This window comes from Flagellimonas meishanensis, from assembly GCF_019880545.1.
GTDB lineage: Bacteria > Bacteroidota > Bacteroidia > Flavobacteriales > Flavobacteriaceae > Flagellimonas > Flagellimonas meishanensis.
The window spans coordinates 1,331,519-1,346,218 of sequence record NZ_JAINVW010000001.1; the positions used below are offsets into that span (position 1 = coordinate 1,331,519).

Annotated in this window: 12 protein-coding genes and 1 riboswitch; of the genes, 11 read left to right on the forward strand and 1 reads right to left on the reverse strand. The window is 42.2% G+C overall.

The window, feature by feature from the left end; translation table 11 throughout:
• Window positions 1–54: 54 nt before the first annotated feature.
• The 4 genes from K7G75_RS05995 to K7G75_RS06010 all read left to right on the forward strand — a co-directional run bounded on the left by K7G75_RS05995 (window position 55) and on the right by K7G75_RS06010 (window position 4,597).
• Window positions 55–2,145 (forward strand): nitrite reductase, encoded by a 2,091-nt coding sequence (locus K7G75_RS05995; protein WP_222983307.1) that lies wholly within the window; start codon window positions 55–57, stop codon window positions 2,143–2,145.
• A complete protein-coding gene (gene cobA / locus K7G75_RS06000; protein ID WP_222983308.1) occupies window positions 2,138–2,914 on the forward strand; it encodes a uroporphyrinogen-III C-methyltransferase in 777 nt (258 codons plus the stop codon). The genes K7G75_RS05995 and cobA overlap by 8 nt, the downstream gene beginning before the upstream one ends.
• 52 nt (window positions 2,915–2,966) lie before the next feature.
• Window positions 2,967–4,028 (forward strand): NAD(P)/FAD-dependent oxidoreductase, encoded by a 1,062-nt coding sequence (locus K7G75_RS06005; protein ID WP_222983309.1) that lies wholly within the window; start codon window positions 2,967–2,969, stop codon window positions 4,026–4,028.
• Between the two features lie 107 nt (window positions 4,029–4,135).
• A complete protein-coding gene (locus tag K7G75_RS06010) occupies window positions 4,136–4,597 on the forward strand; it encodes a DUF805 domain-containing protein (protein ID WP_313777818.1) in 462 nt (153 codons plus the stop codon).
• A 59-nt stretch (window positions 4,598–4,656) separates the two neighbouring features.
• Here K7G75_RS06010 and K7G75_RS06015 read toward each other — a convergent pair whose 3' ends face one another.
• Complete coding sequence (locus K7G75_RS06015; RefSeq protein WP_222983310.1) at window positions 4,657–5,415, reverse strand: RDD family protein; 759 nt, start codon at window positions 5,413–5,415, stop codon at window positions 4,657–4,659.
• 22 nt (window positions 5,416–5,437) lie between these two features.
• Between K7G75_RS06015 and K7G75_RS06020 the strand changes: the two genes are divergently transcribed.
• The 7 genes from K7G75_RS06020 (at window position 5,438) to metH (ending at window position 14,640) form a co-directional block, all read left to right on the forward strand.
• Complete coding sequence (locus tag K7G75_RS06020) at window positions 5,438–6,415, forward strand: stage II sporulation protein M (RefSeq protein WP_222983311.1); 978 nt, start codon at window positions 5,438–5,440, stop codon at window positions 6,413–6,415.
• Window positions 6,405–7,127 carry a hypothetical protein gene (locus K7G75_RS06025; RefSeq protein ID WP_222983312.1) on the forward strand — a complete coding sequence of 241 codons (723 nt, stop codon included), beginning with the start codon at window positions 6,405–6,407 and terminating at the stop codon, window positions 7,125–7,127. The genes K7G75_RS06020 and K7G75_RS06025 overlap by 11 nt, the downstream gene beginning before the upstream one ends.
• Window positions 7,124–8,323 carry a hypothetical protein gene (locus tag K7G75_RS06030; protein ID WP_222983313.1) on the forward strand — a complete coding sequence of 400 codons (1,200 nt, stop codon included), beginning with the start codon at window positions 7,124–7,126 and terminating at the stop codon, window positions 8,321–8,323. The genes K7G75_RS06025 and K7G75_RS06030 overlap by 4 nt, the downstream gene beginning before the upstream one ends.
• Window positions 8,313–9,293, forward strand: a complete 981-nt coding sequence (locus tag K7G75_RS06035) for an AAA family ATPase (RefSeq protein ID WP_222983314.1) — start codon at window positions 8,313–8,315, stop codon at window positions 9,291–9,293. Before K7G75_RS06030 ends, K7G75_RS06035 begins: the two co-directional genes overlap by 11 nt.
• A 10-nt stretch (window positions 9,294–9,303) precedes the next feature.
• Window positions 9,304–10,668, forward strand: a complete 1,365-nt coding sequence (locus K7G75_RS06040; RefSeq protein ID WP_222983315.1) for a DUF58 domain-containing protein — start codon at window positions 9,304–9,306, stop codon at window positions 10,666–10,668.
• Between the two features lie 84 nt (window positions 10,669–10,752).
• A riboswitch (SAM riboswitch) is annotated at window positions 10,753–10,873 on the forward strand.
• Between the two features lie 71 nt (window positions 10,874–10,944).
• Window positions 10,945–11,958 (forward strand): homocysteine S-methyltransferase family protein, encoded by a 1,014-nt coding sequence (locus tag K7G75_RS06045; protein WP_222983316.1) that lies wholly within the window; start codon window positions 10,945–10,947, stop codon window positions 11,956–11,958.
• 3 nt (window positions 11,959–11,961) lie between these two features.
• The gene (gene metH, locus K7G75_RS06050; RefSeq protein WP_222983317.1) at window positions 11,962–14,640 is read left to right on the forward strand and encodes a methionine synthase; all 2,679 of its coding nucleotides are present in this window, start codon (window positions 11,962–11,964) and stop codon (window positions 14,638–14,640) included.
• Window positions 14,641–14,700: the final 60 nt, after the last annotated feature.

Consider the following 14,700-nt stretch of genomic DNA (forward strand, 5'->3'; position numbering starts at 1 on the left):
GGAAGAGACAAATATTTAAAAATAACCTATTATATATATAGGATAAATATATAAATGAAAAGTTTTAGAACAGAAATAGAAAATCCGATTGTTGAAAAGGACATCGTTGAATTGGAGAAAAAGATTCGCCAGTTCAAGGAGGGCAATATCGATGAGGAAAAATTCCGAAGCCTTCGATTGGCCCGGGGTGTTTATGGACAGCGCCAAGCCGGTGTTCAGATGATCCGTATTAAATTGCCCTACGGAAAGGTGACCTCCAATCAGTTGCTGCGTATCGCGGATGTTTCAGATGAATATTCCCGAGGCCGACTGCACATCACTACCCGTCAGGACATCCAAATCCACTACGTGGACCTGGAACGCACTCCCGAACTTTGGGCACAGTTGGAAAAAGACGAAGTGACCCTTCGTGAAGCTTGTGGCAATACGGTTAGGAATGTAACCGCCAGTGAAACGGCCGGCATCGATGTGAACGAACCTTTCGATGTTTCCCCTTATGCCCAAGGCGTTTTTGAATATTTCCTCAGAAACCCCATCGGCCAGGAAATGGGAAGAAAATTCAAGGTTTCCTTTTCTTCAAGTGATGAGGACACTGGATTGTCCTATATGCACGATCTCGGCTTCATCGCCAAGATCCAGGGTGGAAAAAGAGGCTTTAAGGTAATGATTGGTGGTGGTTTGGGCTCCCAGCCTCGACATGCCGACGAACTTTACGATTTTTTGACCACCGATAAGATCATCCCAATAATGGAAGGGGTAATCCGTGTGTTCGATAGATATGGGGAACGAAAAAGCCGTGCCAAGGCGCGCATGAAATTTCTTTTGAAGGATATTGGCCTGGATGGGTTCAAAACTTTGCTGGAAGCAGAGCAAAAGGCCATTCCCCACCAGTCCTATCCCATCAATTTTGAAAACTATCCAAAGAGTATAGCGGTCGAAGTGGAAACACCTGAAGTCAACATTGAAGATAAGGAAGCATTTGAACAATGGAAGTCCACCAACCTTGTGCCCCAAAAGCAAGAAGGCTATGTGGCTATCGGAATCAAAGTGCTTTTGGGGGACTTTTATACGGATAAGGCCAGGGAATTGGCCAAATTGGTCCAAGAGTATGCCGCTGGAGAAATCCGATTATCACTACGTCAAAACATATTGATTCCTTATGTCAAGGAAGAATTATTGCCTTTCTTCTATCAAGAATTGAAAAAAATGGGCTTTGCCGAAGCGGGCTACAACAAAGCTTTGGACATTACGGCCTGTCCGGGGACGGACACCTGCAACTTGGGCATAGCCAGTAGCACTGGAATTGCTGACGAATTGGAACGGGTGATTAAGTCGGAATATCCCCAGTACATCAATAATCCCGATGTGGTCATCAAGATAAGCGGCTGTATGAATGCCTGTGGACAGCACACCATGGCCCATATTGGTTTTCAGGGAATGTCCATCAGGACCAAGGACAAATTGGTGGCCCCTGCCCTACAGGTCCTTTTGGGAGGCGGTAATTTTGGAAACGGCCATGGAAGATTTGCCGATAAAGTGGCCAAAATTCCAAGTAAAAGAGGACCACAGGCCCTTCGATTGATCTTGGACGATTTTGAGGCCCATGGCAATGGAGCTTCCTTCACCGATTACTATGTTGAAAAGGGAGAACATTATTTCTATGACTTTCTTAAACCACTCACTGAAGTGGATAATCTTACCCAGGACGATTTTATCGATTGGGGCAATGATGAAAAATACAAACAGGAGATTGGTATAGGTGAATGTGCGGGTGTTATCGTGGATTTGGTGGCTACCCTTTTCCTTGAAAGCCAAGAAAGGATTGAAAATGCCCAAGAGGCCATAGCTGAAGAAAAATGGGCGGCGAGTATTTACTACGCCTACCAATCCATCGTCAATTCCGCCAAAGCGTTATTGACAGCGGAAAAAGTAAAGACTAATACGCATGCCAGCATCGTTAAGGATTTTGATGAACTGTATGTCGCATCGGGAAAGATAGCAATCGACGGAGGGTTTGAAGATTTGGCCCTTCAGTTGAACAAGAATGAGCCTTCAGAAGCATTTGCCAAAAACTATTTGGAAGATGCCAAAATGGTTTTGGAAAGATTGGAAGCTTACAGAAAATTGGAATTGGAACATGCATAGCGGAAAATTGACAGTGGTTGGGGCAGGTCCCGGGGATGTGGATTTGATTACCCTGAAAGGAATCAAGGCATTGCAAGGAGCCGATGTGGTATTGTACGATGCATTGGTATCCACAGAGCTATTGGAATATGCTCCCAACGCGGAAAAGATTTTTGTGGGCAAACGCAAAGGATGCTATACCTATCAACAAGAACAGATCAATGAGTTGATTGTGCAAAGAGCCTCCTTAGGATTGCACGTGGTGAGGCTTAAGGGAGGTGACCCATTTGTTTTTGGGAGGGGAGCCGAAGAAATGGAGTATGCTGTCCAATATGGGGTGGAAGTTGCCGTTGTGCCAGGGATATCATCATCTGTCTCGGTTCCCGCGCTGCAACATATACCGGTGACCAAAAGGGGTGCGGCCGAAAGTTTTTGGGTGATTACCGGCACCACAAAGGAGCATAAACTGTCCAAAGATGTGGCCTTGGCCGCCAAGTCGAGTGCTACCGTGATTATCCTTATGGGGATGTCAAAATTAGGGGAGATCATGGAGCTCTTCAAAAAGGAAGGAAAAGAAAACACGTCTGTGGCCATCATTCAAAATGGTACCACAGAAAACGAAAAAGTGGGAATTGGTACTGTTGCTTCCATTGAGGACAAGGCAAGGGAGCAGCAGTTGGCCAATCCTGCGATCATCATCATAGGTGAGGTTGTAAATCATCGTCAACGCTTGATGGATTTACAGAAAGAGTATCAAAAAAAGGGAAAAGAATTGCTTGAAAAAGTTTAAAACCCCGATTGTCTCCGTGAGGGGACTTTAGGGGTGTTTTAAAAGAATAATTATGATTAAAACAGATATACTAATAATTGGAGCCGGACCTACAGGATTGTTCACCGTTTTTGAAGCGGGTCTTCTGAAGTTGAAGACACATTTAATAGATGCATTGCCACAACCTGGCGGCCAATGTTCGGAAATCTATCCCAAAAAACCCATTTACGATATCCCTGCCTATCCCGAAATTTTGGCGGGGGAACTTGTGGATAGATTGATGGAGCAAATCAAGCCTTTTGAACCTGGTTTTACTTTGGGAGAGCGGGCAGAGACTTTGGAGAAACAGGAAGACGGTTCCTTTATCGTCACCACGAACAAGGGGACCCAACACCATGCCCCGGTGGTGGTCATTGCAGGGGGATTGGGCTCTTTTGAACCCAGAAAACCTTTGATTGCCAATATTGCCAAGTTCGAGGACAAGGGGGTTTCCTATATGATAAAGGACCCTGAAGTGTTCCGAAACAAGAAAGTGGTCATTGCCGGTGGAGGTGATTCCGCTTTGGATTGGGCCATATTTTTAACCGATGTCGCTTCTGAAGTTTCCTTGGTGCACCGAAGAAACGAATTCAGGGGGGCCTTGGATTCCGTTGAAAAAGCAAGGGAACTGTCCAGACTGGGCAAGATTCAATTGTATACCGAAGCGGAGGTGGAAGAAGTCCATGGTAATGGAGGACTTCAGGCGGTGGTCATTAAGTACAATGACGAAACCAAGGAGCAGACCTATTTGGAAACCGACTATTTTATTCCACTTTTTGGACTTTCTCCCAAATTGGGGCCCATTGGCAACTGGGGATTGGAGATTGAGAAGAACGCCATCAAAGTGAACAATGCAAAAGATTATCAGACCAACATACCAGGGGTTTTTGCCATTGGCGATGTGAACACCTATCCCGGCAAGCTAAAATTGATCCTTTCCGGATTTCATGAGGCTGCGGTCATGTGCCAGTTCGCCTACCAGATCATCAATCCAAACAAACGATATGTTATGAAATATACCACGGTCGGTGGGGTCGAAGGATTCGACGGTTCCAAAAAAGAGGCCAAAAAAGAAGTGGTGCAAAGTATAGTCTAAAGTTTTTTTAGGTTATTTTGAGTTAGTCAAACCTTCCATTGCTTTCCTTTGGAAGGTTTTAACCTTGATAGAGAGTCGAGTTTTGCTTATAACCTCCCAATGATTTAGTGAACGTCCGCGATAATTTACCGGTTGGATACTTATTTATTTTTTTCTTCGTTAATAAAAATATTAATCAACCAACCAAAAAAATTATAATTATGAATTGGTATTTTAAAGTATTGAAGCAGTATGCTGATTTTAATGGCAGGGCCAGAAGAAAGGAATATTGGATGTTTTTCTTGTTCAACCTTATAATTACCTATGGAATTCAGTTTATCGCTATAGGTTTGGAATTGCCTGAAATTTTGATCGTATCAACTATTTATTCTTTTGGAGTTCTTATTCCAAGTATTGCTGTTGGTGTTAGAAGAATGCATGATGTTGGCAAAAGTGGTTGGTACTTGATAATTCCGATATATAGTTTGATTTTGGCGTGCACCAATGGTGAAAAAGGACCAAACAAATGGGGTCCGGACCCTAAAAATCCAGATACAGAATTGGATGATATTGGAGTTGCTGAGGCTTGATCAATAACAAGAAGATAAATTGAAAAAGGGTATAATTAAAATTGTACCCTTTTTTTTGTTCACATGTTTTTTGTGAAATGATTGTAATCTTTTATGATGCAGGAAATGAAATTCTCGGTGGTTACATCAGGAAGAGGCTCTTCGCCAATTACTCCGATTATTTTTTGACGCAATATCAATAGTGTTTGATGATCATTGTGGCGTTTTGCACGGATGAAATTTTCTTTGATGATACGAACATCATTGTCCGATAATTTGATTGCCGAGAAATAAGTAGGTTGATAGTCGTCGGATACTTCTTGCAAAATGGTGTGGTTGATGCCAATCTTACTCTTTAAAGTAATTACCGCCGTTCCGGAGGCCATTCCACCCAAGCGCTGATGTTTTTTGGAACTTCCTATGGCAATGAGGGCAACAACGCCGGAAAAAATGTTAATATCAACAAAGCGCATGACCCATCGAATAAAATAATCCAAAAAGGAAGCACGGTAACCATCAATTTTGACCACCCTTATTTTCATTACTTTTTTTCCGAGGGTCTGACCCATTAATAAAGTTTCAGAAACAATGGTGTAGAAAAAGATAGGAGCTCCTATAATAATAATTATGGCCATAACACTCCATGGGTCCACATTCACGTTTTCGTCGACATAATCGATTAGGGGTTCAGAAAAAATCCCAAACAGGAATGAAATAAAGAACAAATAGGTCATTTTTATGGCAAAGTCGATTAAATAGGCCAGAATACGTTCTCCAGCTTCAGCAGCTTTGAAGTTTATGGTGACATTCTGGGTAGTCGTAATTTGTATTTCTGCCATTATATAATGTTATTTGTAATGTATGAGAGAAGTAGCCTTTATTAGACAAAATAAAGAAAAATGGTTACAGTTTGAAAGAGCTATATCTCAAAAGAAGATTGAGAATCCAGACCAGCTTGCCGATTTGTACCTACAATTGATCAATGATCTGGCATACGCCCAAACCTATTACAAGAAAAGCAAACTTGTTGTTTACTTGAACAATCTTGCCGTTCATGTCTATCAAAAAATATATCAGACCAAAAGGGAAGAAAGTAATTTTTTGATATACTTTTTTAAGGTGGAGGTCCCTATGTTGTTGTACCAGTACCGAAGGTACATGCTCTACGCTTTTTCTTTTTTTTTGGTTGCAGTGCTGATAGGTGTCGTTTCAGCAGCCAATGACGATTCATTTGTACGTCTGATTCTCGGTAACGATTATGTGAACAAAACACTTCAGAATATCGAAAATGGAGACCCCGTGGCCGTTTATAAAAGTGGAAGCAACTGGGGGAGCTTTATCGGGATTACCTTCAATAATTTAAGGGTCGGCCTTACCGCCTTCGCTTACGGCGTTACCGGAGGTATAGGAACGGGATATGTGCTGTTGCAAAATGGGATTATGCTGGGGTCTTTTCAGTATTTTTTTGAGCAACAGGGCGTTTTATGGCAAAGTGCAAAAGGCATCTGGATTCATGGCGCAATGGAAATCTTTGGGATTGTGGTGGAAGGTGCCGCAGGTTTTATTTTGGGAGCGAGCATCCTGTTTCCGAAGACGTTTTCCAGATTGGTTTCGTTCAAACGGGGAATGCGGGATAGCATCAAAATTGTCATCAGCACTTTTCCATTTACAATTGGTGCTGGGTTTTTGGAAGGATATGTGACCCGATTTTCAGATACAATGCCCAATTTCTTGGCAGTTATGATCATTTTTGGAACACTGGCCCTGATTTCATACTATTATTTGATCTACCCCCATCAAGTGCATAAAAACTTAACCGCATCAAGACTTGAAAACTAAAAAATACATTTTTAAGCTTTTCCCGTTTTGGGTTTTGATATTGTCAATAGCGCCCGTTTGCGCCCAAGATCTTGAAAAAGTACCAGATCTTCCCGAAACGGTTAGGGTGTTGCCGGATAGTTTTAGAGATGATTATAGAGACAAGGTTTACGATTATGTCGAAACAACTTCTTGGCTTTCCAGGGCACGTCGTTGGCTTTTGGAGCATATTGCCAATTGGTTTGATCTAGGAGAAACAGGTGCAGTCAACTTTTTTGGCGTATTGGAATTTGTTTTTTACTCACTTATTGTTCTGGGAGTGGTTTATCTTATTGTAAAAATCATTTTGAACAAAGAAGGACGCTGGATTTTTAAAAGAAACAAGGAAAAAGAGAATACCCTAAGTTTTGAAATTGGGGAGAACATTCAGGAGGTGGATTTTGATACACTCATTAAAAAAGCTGTTTCGAACAAAGATTTTAGGGCCGCAATACGCTATTATTACTTGCTGTTGTTAAAAAAAATGGATCAGTTTGATGTCATTGACTACGATGCACAGAAAACCTCCCACGATTACCAAATGGAAGTGGAAGGTTCAAAATATGCCGCTGGATTCAATAAAGCAACGTATTACTACATCTACATTTGGTATGGCGAGTTCTTGATTGATGAAGAGGAGTACGGAACAATATCGGGTGTATATCGGCAACTGCTAAATCAATTTGCAAAATGAACAAAAAAGGTGTCTTCGCGTTGTGCGCAATGTTGCTTTTGGCCGTATTCATTATTGCCAACAGAAGTAATAAGGTGGATTGGACGCCTACTTTTGATGAAAATGGGACAAAACCATTGGATACCAAAGTATTTTTTGACCAGTTGCCCGCTTGGTTTAACGGAAAATCAACCAAGAAGATTCACACCACTTTCTACGAATACGACCAATATTTGAGGTTGCAACCGGTAGACTCCCTTAAAAACTACATCAGCATTTCTTCCAACTATCATATTGATGAAACCTCCTTCGAAGCACTTTTGGAATATGTGGCATATGGTAACAATGCATTTATATCAGCACATAGTTTTCCGTATTTCATGAAGGACACGTTGGCTTTTGATACCACGTACCATCCAATTGATCTTGAAGAAAAAACAACTACCCTGTTTTTAAATTATGCCCAGGACTCATTGAAATATCTATCAAAAATCCAACTGGGAAAAGCTTATGTGAAGGACACAACAACGGTAAAAAAACTGGGCTATTTGTCGGTAGATGGAGAAAAACAGCTTACCAATTTTGTTGGCATACCCTTTTATGATGGCATTTTTTATATTCACACCACTCCGGAAGTATTTACAAACTATCAAATGTTGAATGTTGATGATGTGAACTATTTGAACGCCGTAGTTTCATACTTGCCCAATGAGCCCATACTTTTGGATAAAGCCATAAAGATTGATGCCGAAGTTGACCAGAGTCCGCTTAGGTTCATCACTTCAAGAGAATCCCTGAGATGGGCTTGGTATCTTTTGCTGTTGGCCATAGGTATGTTCTTGATTTTCAATGCAAAAAGGCGCCAGCGTATTGTGCCCATAATTTTACCATTAAAAAATACAACTACGGAATTTGTGCATACCGTAAGCAATCTGCATTACGAGGCCGAGGATTATAATGGGGTCATTCAGAAAATGATCATCCATTTTTTAGAATTTGTAAGGAGCAATTATCATCTTTCCACAGAACATTTGAATCAAGATTTTATAAAAAAACTGGCCTTGAAATCAGGAAGGCCATTGGAACAAGTTCAGGAGTTGGTGCTGTTGATCTCAAAAATGCGAACCCATAACTTTAAAACAAAAGAACCACTCATAAAACTAAATAAAGCAATAGAAAAGTTCTACAATAACGATTACCACACTTATGGAAAATAACGATATAGAATTCAATAGTAGACTGGACCTTCAAGAATTGCAGGCTAGTGTTTCCCGAATAAGAACGGAACTTGCAAAGGTAATTGTAGGTCAGAAGCAATTGGTCAATTTATTGGTGACCGCACTCTTGGCCGAAGGCCATGTATTGTTGGAAGGCGCTCCAGGAGTAGCAAAAACAATTACCGCCAAATTATTGGCAAAATCTTTGGCTGTTGACTTTAACCGAATACAGTTTACTCCGGATTTAATGCCATCCGATGTTTTGGGAACTTCAATTTTCAATTTGAAAAAATCAGAATTTGAATTCAAAAAGGGTCCCATTTTTTCCAATATCATCTTGGCGGACGAAATCAATAGGGCACCTGCAAAAACCCAAGCTGCCTTATTTGAGGTGATGGAAGAGCGACAAGTGACCATGGATGGTGAAAAATATCTTTTGGATCCACCCTACATGATACTGGCTACCCAAAACCCTATAGAACAAGAAGGTACCTATAGACTGCCAGAGGCCCAATTGGATCGTTTTCTTTTTAAAATAAACATAGATTACCCCAATTTGGAAGAAGAAGTGGAGATCATTACACGGGAACATGGGTTAAAGACTTCAAAATTGGATATGGTTACCAGTAGTCTGGACAAAACCAAGATTATGGAATTCCAAAAATTGATTTTACAGGTGAGGGTAGAGGCAAACCTGATAAAATACATCGCGGAGATTATTTTGAATACCCGTACCAATCCATTTTTATACCTAGGGGCTTCCCCTCGGGCTTCCATTGCCCTGTTGAAGGCCAGCAAGGCATTTGCCGCAATAAATGGTCGTGATTTTGTCACTCCGGAGGATATAAAACAAATTGCAGTTCCAGTGCTTCAGCACAGAGTGATTATTACACCGGAAAGGGAAATGGAAGGTATTACAACAACCCAGGTGATCAACGATATTTTACAAAGCGTGGAGATTCCCAAATAAGTAGGTTGTAATGGCTGAGCACTCAATTTCAAACACATTTGTTGCAAAATTTTATAAAAACCTGTTTTTGAACAATAGGTTTTTCTATGCCTTTTTTGCAATAATCGTGCTCTTTGTGCTAAGCTATATGTTGCCAAGTTTACTGGTTATATCCAAGTTGTTGGTTTTCATCTTCTCTATAGTTGTGGTGTTGGATGTCCTGATTCTTTTCGGCGCGAAAAAAGGACTGGAGGGAGAAAGGATACTTCCTGAAAAATTCTCGAACGGAGATGCAAACCAGGTTGCCTTGAACATAAAAAACAAATATTCCCTAAAAATATACTGCACGATTGAGGATGAACTGCCATCCCAATTTCAACAGCGGGATTTTAACCTAAGGATACAGATAGACCCCAACCAAGAAGAGCGGATTGCATATTTCGTGACTCCAAAAGAAAGAGGGGAATATTGGTTTGGAAAACTGCACGTATTCGCGGCTAATAAAATAGGATTTGTTACACGTAGATTTTCTTTCGAAAGCTCACAAATGGTAAAAACCTATCCTAGTTTTCTTCAACTTAAAAAGTATGACTTTATATCGTTGAACCAATCCAACATGCAATTCGGAATTAAAAAGATACGCAGGATAGGGCACTCATTTGAGTTTGAACAAATAAAGGAATATGTGCAGGGAGATAACATAAGGGACATCAATTGGAAAGCCACCGCTAAACGAAACCAATTGATGGTAAACCAGTTTCAGGACGAAAAATCACAACAGATATATTCCATTATCGATAAGGGAAGGGTCATGAAAATGCCATTTGAGGGATTGAGCCTATTGGATTATGCGATTAATGCCGCGCTGGTAATAAGTAGTGTTGTGGTGCGAAAACATGATAAAGCCGGTTTGTTTTCATTTTCGAAAAAGGCCGATAATTTTATCGTTGCCGAAAGAAGAAATTCGCAGATGAATTTAATCCAAGAATCACTGTACAATGTAAACACCGATTACAGTGAATCCGATTTTGGGAACCTCTACGGCCTTATCAAAAGAAAGATTACAATACGAAGTTTGCTCCTTCTGTATACCAATTTTGCCAGTTTGGATGCCGTACACCGACAAATGGGGTATTTACGGGCCATCAATAAAAGTCATTTGTTGGTAGTTATTTTCTTTGAGAATACTGAATTGGAAAAGCTCAAAAGGCAAAAAGCAAATACGGTACAGGAAATTTTTGATAAGACAATTGCCGAAAAATTCAGTTTCGATAAAAAACTGATTGCAGCAGAACTGAACACATATGGCATACAGACCATACTTACGGCACCAAATAACCTCACCATTGATACCATAAACAAGTATTTGGAAATAAAGGCCAAAGGACTATTGTAGCACACCGCAAAATTTTACGACGTATTCTTTGTTTTTAAAACTAATGTGCCGTTACTTTGCGCTCAGTTCATTTAAAAATTGAAATTGTTATCAAGAAAGGTGGAGGGATTGGACCCTGCGAAGCCTTAGCAACCCTCGACTTCGAGAAGGTGCTACATTCTACCCTTGTTTCCGTTTTTGGAAAATGTATTGGGAAGGATAACGTAAAGGATACATTCAACGGTATTTTTCCACACTTTTCTTGATACACTTCAAAAATATCCCTTTAGGGACTTTATGAGTGTAATGAATATTGAAGAATTAATACAAAAGCGGATTTTGGTGCTGGACGGTGCTATGGGTACCATGTTGCAGCGCTATAAATTTCAGGAGGCCGATTTTAGGGGGGAACGCTTCAAGGATTGGCCGCATCCCCTTCAAGGGAACAACGATCTGCTGTCGTTGACACAACCACATGCCATTAAGGAAATCCACAGAAAATATTTTGAAGCGGGTGCCGATATCGTGGAGACCAACACCTTTTCGGGTACATCCATAGCTATGGCCGATTATGGCATGGAAGGCCTGGTATACGAACTCAACTTTGAATCTGCCAGAATCGCCAAAATGGTTGCAGAGGAATTTACCGAAAGGAATCCGGAGAAACCAAGATTCGTGGCCGGCAGTATTGGACCCACCAACAAAACGGCAAGCCTTTCACCAGATGTGAACGATCCAGGTTATAGGGGCGTAAGTTTCAATGAACTGCGCGTGGCCTACAAGGAACAGGTAGAGGCGCTCTTGGATGGTGGAGTGGATATTTTGTTGGTTGAGACCATTTTTGACACCCTGAATGCCAAAGCGGCATTGTTTGCCATTGAGGAAGTAAAGGATGAACAACATATTGAAGTACCTGTTATGGTCAGCGGAACCATTACGGATGCCTCCGGCAGAACCTTATCTGGACAAACGGCAGAGGCCTTTTTGATTTCCATTTCGCACATACCCATAATATCCGTTGGGTTCAACTGTGCCTTGGGGGCCAAACAGCTCACGCCACATTTGGAAGTCATTTCCGCGAAATCCGATTTTGCCATTTCTGCCCATCCCAATGCAGGTCTGCCCAACGCTTTTGGACAATATGATGAAACTCCGGAACAGATGGCAGAACAGATCAAGGAATATTTAGAAAAAGGATTGGTGAACATCGTGGGAGGTTGTTGTGGCACCACACCGGAACATATCAAGGCCATAGCCAATTTGGTAAAGCAATATCAACCTAGAAAACTTCTGGTGCCCATTAGGGCTTGATTTATGACGAAAGAAAGCAAACAGCGATATCTTAAGCTAAGTGGCCTTGAACCCTTGGTCATAACCCCGGAAAGCAATTTCATCAATGTGGGGGAAAGGACCAATGTGGCCGGTTCCAAAAAATTTCTTCACTTGATCAAGGAGGATAAATACGATGAGGCCCTCGAAATTGCGCGCCATCAAGTGGAGGGTGGCGCACAGATCATCGATGTGAATATGGATGATGGTCTTATCGATGGAAAAGAGGCCATGGTCAAGTTCCTGAACCTTGTTGTTGCCGAACCGGATATTTCACGTGTGCCCATTATGATCGACAGCTCCAAATGGGAAATCATAGAAGCCGGGCTCCAAGTTGTGCAGGGAAAATGCGTGGTGAACTCCATCAGCCTGAAAGAGGGTGAGAAGGAATTCATGAGACAGGCAAAATTGATAAAACGTTATGGTGCGGCGGTCATTGTTATGGCATTTGATGAGGTGGGCCAGGCCGACAATTTGGAAAGGCGTATCGAGATAGCCAAGCGTTCCTATGATATTTTGGTCAATCAGGTGAAGTTTCCTCCGGAGGACATCATCTTCGATTTGAACATTTTTCCTGTGGCCACCGGAATGGACGAACACAGACGCAACGCCATCGACTTTATTGAAGGTACAAGATGGGTTCGCGAAAATCTGCCATATTGCAGCGTGAGTGGTGGTGTCAGCAACGTATCCTTTTCATTTAGGGGAAACAATACGGTTCGGGAGGCCATGCACTCCGTGTTTCTCTACCATGCCATTAGGGCGGGAATGAATATGGGTATCGTGAACCCAGCTTTGCTGGAAGTCTATGATGATATTCCCAAAGATCTATTGGAGCATGTTGAAGATGTGATCCTAAATCGAAGGGAAGATGCCACCGAACGCCTTCTGGAATTTGCCGAGACCGTAGTGGGGAAGGCCAGGGAAAGCAAAGTGGACCTTACCTGGAGGGAGGAACCCTTACAGGATAGGATAACCCGGGCCTTGGTGAAGGGAATTGACCAATATATTGTTGAGGATGTAGAAGAAGCCCGGCAACAGGCTTCTAAACCCTTGGAGGTCATTGAAGGCCATTTGATGACCGGAATGAATGTGGTGGGAGACCTGTTCGGCAGCGGAAAGATGTTCCTGCCCCAAGTGGTAAAATCGGCAAGGGTGATGAAAAAAGCGGTGGCCTACCTTACCCCGTACATTGAAGCATCCAAGGATGAAGGGTCAAAACCTGCCGGTAAAATTTTGATGGCCACAGTAAAAGGCGACGTGCATGACATTGGAAAGAACATTGTTAGCGTGGTATTGGCCTGCAACAATTACAAAATTGTGGATTTGGGCGTGATGGTTCCACCGGAAAAGATCATCAACAAGGCCAAGGAAGAACAAGTGGACATTATTGGATTAAGTGGATTGATCACCCCATCCCTGGATGAAATGGTGTTTTTGGCCAAGGAAATGGAGCGCCAAAATTTCACGGTTCCCTTGTTAATTGGCGGTGCCACCACGAGCAAGGCCCATACTGCGGTCAAGATAGACCCTGTCTATAGTCAGGCCGTGGTCCATGTGAACGATGCTTCCAGAGCGGTGACCGTGGTTGGGGATTTATTGCAAAATGAAACTTCGGACGGTTACAAAAAGGCTGTGAAACTGGATTATGAGAGTTTTCGGGAAAAGTTTTTGAACCGCTCTAAACAGAAAGAGTATTTGAGTCTGGAAGAGGCCCGAAAGAACAAGCTGCGGATTGATTGGAACCCTTCGGACATCAAAGAACCCGATCAACTGGGTATTCAGGTTTGGGATGACTTTGATTTGGGCAAATTGAAGGACTTCATCGATTGGACCCCCTTTTTTAGAAGTTGGGACCTACATGGCAAATATCCCAACATTCTTGGGGATGATATTGTGGGCAAACAGGCCACCGAACTTTTTGAGGATGCACAAATACTGTTGTCCAAGATTTTGAACAAAAAACTATTGAAGGGCAAGGCAATTTTTGGACTGTTTTCTGCCAATCAAGTCAATGATGATGACATTGAGGTGACTAAAGAAAGCGAGATGTTCGTTTTCCGAACCCTTCGCCAACAGCTTAAAAAACGTGATGGCGTGCCCAACATCGCCCTGGCCGATTTTATAGCACCCAAAGAAGTTGGGATTCAGGGCTATATTGGTTGTTTTTGTGTTAGTACCGGATTCGGAACGCAAGAATTGGCCACAGAGTTTGAAAAAAACCATGATGATTATAGTTCCATTATGGTCAAAGCCTTGGCCGATCGTTTGGCGGAAGCCTTTGCGGAATACCTGCATAGGGAGGTCCGGACCAAACATTGGGGCTATGCCACAGATGAAAACCTGGACAATGATGCGCTGATCGATGAAAAATACCAGGGCATCCGCCCCGCCCCTGGTTATCCCGCTTGTCCCGACCATTTGGAAAAGTTGACCATTTGGGAGGTATTGGGGGTAAAGGAAAAAATCGGTGTGGAACTCACGGAAAGTTTGGCCATGTGGCCTGCGTCCAGTGTAAGTGGGTATTATTTTGCCCATCCCAAGGCCAAATATTTCGGATTGGGAAAAATAAAGCAAGATCAGGTATCGGATTTTGCGAAAAGAAAAGGGATAACAGTGGAGGAGGCCCAAAAGTGGCTGGCTCCCAATATAGTTGATGATTAAAGTTTGTCATTTCTGTGAAGACAGGAATCCAAATAAATTAGATAAGATTCCCACTTTCGT

What these genes read in the sequence shown, in the direction of transcription:
- K7G75_RS06005 (WP_222983309.1), top strand. Translation starts at nt 2,967, where the DNA reads ATGATTAAAACAGATATACTAATAATTGGAGCCGGACCTACAGGATTG.
- metH (WP_222983317.1), top strand. Translation starts at nt 11,962, where the DNA reads ATGACGAAAGAAAGCAAACAGCGATATCTTAAGCTAAGTGGCCTTGAA.
- K7G75_RS06040 (WP_222983315.1), top strand. Translation starts at nt 9,304, where the DNA reads ATGGCTGAGCACTCAATTTCAAACACATTTGTTGCAAAATTTTATAAA.
- K7G75_RS05995 (WP_222983307.1), top strand. Translation starts at nt 55, where the DNA reads ATGAAAAGTTTTAGAACAGAAATAGAAAATCCGATTGTTGAAAAGGAC.
- K7G75_RS06020 (WP_222983311.1), top strand. Translation starts at nt 5,438, where the DNA reads ATGAGAGAAGTAGCCTTTATTAGACAAAATAAAGAAAAATGGTTACAG.
- K7G75_RS06045 (WP_222983316.1), top strand. Translation starts at nt 10,945, where the DNA reads ATGAGTGTAATGAATATTGAAGAATTAATACAAAAGCGGATTTTGGTG.
- K7G75_RS06015 (WP_222983310.1), bottom strand. Translation starts at nt 5,415, where the DNA reads ATGGCAGAAATACAAATTACGACTACCCAGAATGTCACCATAAACTTC.
- K7G75_RS06030 (WP_222983313.1), top strand. Translation starts at nt 7,124, where the DNA reads ATGAACAAAAAAGGTGTCTTCGCGTTGTGCGCAATGTTGCTTTTGGCC.
- cobA (WP_222983308.1), top strand. Translation starts at nt 2,138, where the DNA reads ATGCATAGCGGAAAATTGACAGTGGTTGGGGCAGGTCCCGGGGATGTG.
- K7G75_RS06035 (WP_222983314.1), top strand. Translation starts at nt 8,313, where the DNA reads ATGGAAAATAACGATATAGAATTCAATAGTAGACTGGACCTTCAAGAA.